Annotated in this window: 5 protein-coding genes; 4 read left to right on the top strand and 1 reads right to left on the bottom strand. The window is 45.9% G+C overall.

Annotated elements, in window-relative coordinates; all coding sequences use genetic code 11:
- The 4 genes from AC27KI_RS22680 to AC27KI_RS22665 form a co-directional block, all read left to right on the top strand.
- On the top strand, nucleotides 1-751 hold a 751-nt coding region (locus AC27KI_RS22680; RefSeq protein WP_487115961.1), incomplete at its 5' end, for an RHS repeat-associated core domain-containing protein.
- Complete coding sequence (locus AC27KI_RS22675) at nucleotides 748-1,398, top strand: hypothetical protein (protein ID WP_487115959.1); 651 nt, start codon at nucleotides 748-750, stop codon at nucleotides 1,396-1,398. The genes AC27KI_RS22680 and AC27KI_RS22675, both read left to right, overlap by 4 nt.
- 157 nt (nucleotides 1,399-1,555) lie before the next feature.
- Nucleotides 1,556-1,741: an HNH endonuclease gene (locus tag AC27KI_RS22670; protein WP_487090719.1), complete on the top strand. Its 186-nt coding sequence runs from the start codon at nucleotides 1,556-1,558 to the stop codon at nucleotides 1,739-1,741.
- Between the two features lie 67 nt (nucleotides 1,742-1,808).
- Entirely contained in the window at nucleotides 1,809-2,069 is a 261-nt protein-coding gene (locus AC27KI_RS22665) for a DUF7716 domain-containing protein (protein WP_487115957.1), read from the top strand.
- A 192-nt stretch (nucleotides 2,070-2,261) separates the two neighbouring features.
- On the opposite strand, the gene AC27KI_RS22660 is transcribed toward AC27KI_RS22665, so the two are convergent.
- On the bottom strand, nucleotides 2,262-2,543 hold a 282-nt coding region (locus tag AC27KI_RS22660; protein ID WP_487115955.1), incomplete at its 5' end, for a hypothetical protein.

Raw genomic sequence — 2,543 nt, 5'->3', positions numbered from 1 at the left:
CGGCGCGCCGCTGGAGTTGACCGATGCCCAGGGGCGCATCGCCTGGGCGGCGGAATACAAGGTCTGGGGGGAAGCCACGCTGCGGCCCGTGGCGAGAACGGGGACCGATGACGGTCCTGCCCGCCGCCGCATGGGAAATGGGCCGGGAATGGACTGGAGCGAGGGTGCCAGCGCCCGTTCATCCGCCCCGCCGCCGATCGAGCAACCCTTCCGATTCCAGGGCCAGCAGTTCGATGAGGAAACCGGGCTGCATTACAACCGGTTCAGGTATTACGATCCGGCTGTGGGCAGGTTTGTTAGCCAAGATCCGATTGGATTAATGGGTGGGTCAAATGCATTCGCATATGCGTCAAATCCGCTTGGGTGGATTGATATTTTTGGACTTCAGCGTTGCCCCAAGAGTTCATATCCAACATGGATGAAGCGAAGAACGGGACAAGAACGCCACCATCTAATCCCGCACGAATTAAAAGATCATTCAATATTCTCGATGTCTGGAATGGATATCAACTCAGCGCACAACATGATATACCTACCAAGGGACGACGATGGCTCTGGAAAGGCCACTCATTCGAGATTCAAGCTGGGAGGCTGCCCTCATAATCAATACAACCAAACAATTGAAGACAAACTCAACAAAATGACTGAAGTAGCAAAAAAAGAAAAATGGGATAAATACAGAATTCAAAAAGAGTTGTTAGATTTGCAAAAAAATCTTCGCGCCACTCTTGGTCAAGGTAATTTGCCATGAAAAGTTTGTACAGAATAGCCCCTAATACGCGGACCACGAAACGCCACGTTATTTTTACTGAAGGCGTTCAAAAAAAACTGGAGGAAATAATATGGGAAAATGTAAACGAAAAAAAAATAGACTCTCGCTGGAAGGTAACTGGGGCGGCACAAGAAAGCTACAGTGACTCCAACATCGAAGAAATGGATTACATTCCAGCATTTACATCCATTCCTTTATTTTCTCAGAATTTTGTTACGCAATGTGCTTTAGAAATGTCGGCAGATGTGGATTTTATTCCATGCACCATCATTTCAAGAACAAAGAAAAATCATCAGTATTACATTGCGAGAACTAGAAGATTTCTCTCACTTATAAATCACGACGAGACCGATCTAAAGGAGAAAGAGAACTTACTCTCTCCCGTAATTTTTAACAAAATTCAGGATGATTTTTTTCTAGCGCGAGATACGATACAAAAAAACGATGCTGATCGCTTCCGAAGAACTAAAAAAAAATGTGTGACCGTAAAAAAATTAACATACTATTTTTTGAGGTTAAATACGAAAAAAATAGCGATGCCAATTCTTAAAATTTCATTCGCAAATGGCCAAGCGCGAAAAGAAATAAAGTTACAGCGTAAAGTACGGGAAATCTGGATATCTTGATAAGTTCCCAAAAGACGTCCGTCCCAACACGGCCGCAGCCAAACTCCGGATCGCGCCAATTCAATCGGCAAAAGAATTCGCCGTGTTTTCCCACTTGCGGCTCAGAAGCAATTGCTATCAATTACGAAGCAACCAGACCAATCAGCACTAGGGCATCGTGAAACCTGGCCCTAAAGGCGGAATTGCAACGACCAGCCCTCCGGGACTAACATGGCACCATAGCGCGCAAGATCCGACACAAATTGAATTAATTCCTCGCGGCCAACATCGGTCCCCAGGCCCAGTTCAAGAAACACTTCACCCTAACCAACAAGGCGGCTTTAAAAAGCTTAGCTGCAAATAGTCATGAAAAATCTTATCGAACTAAAAGATGCTCTTGCATCAATAGAAAATCAAAACGGCTGGCTTTATTGCAAAAAAAAAATAAAGAATTGAAAGAAAATTCGGAGGTTTTCTTTTACATAGCAGATTTAAATCTCTCACCAGATGAGGAAAAAGCTGTAAGGCATGGATACTCAACAGAGGGCTTTTACCCCTACCTTACCAAAGAGGACATCGAAGACGTAATAGAGAATTTGAATGAGCAACTAGAAAAGCCCAGCACCAAGGATTACATAAACGCATTAATTTTCTTCCACGAAAATGATGCATTCATAGAATGCATGAAATAATCATATCTTTTATTTTCAATGCAATGACCGCACCAAAGCAAACCCATCGCAGCCATTGGCAGATTGCTTTGCACTGGTCGGCACACTCTCCGTTTGCTATTCATTCAATAGCAACCAAGGCAATCAGAACTAAGGCATCAGGCACTTTTCACTCTTTTCTTTGATGTGTGTGATTCCGTTAATTTGCTTCCGCTACTCAATCGATAGCACTCCAAGCAGGCCCTGATTGCGCTGATGGCTTAAAACACCCTCAACCGCCTTCCTGCCGTTTTCCCCCTTTCCTTCCTTTTCAATGGGCACGCACATCTCCAGCGGCGGCGAAAGCGTGATCACGCAGGTGGCCAGCTGCTGCCCGATGGGCGCACGCTGAACTGGCTGTTCTATGGCTCCGGCCATCTGCACCAGATCAACATCGCGCTGCCCGAAGTGGCGGGTCAGGCACCGATGGCCCATCAGGTCATCGCCGACATGGAA

The sequence above is a fragment of the Acidovorax sp. KPB24-03 genome, from assembly GCF_057546605.1.
This window is presented reverse-complemented; position numbering and strand designations above follow the sequence as displayed.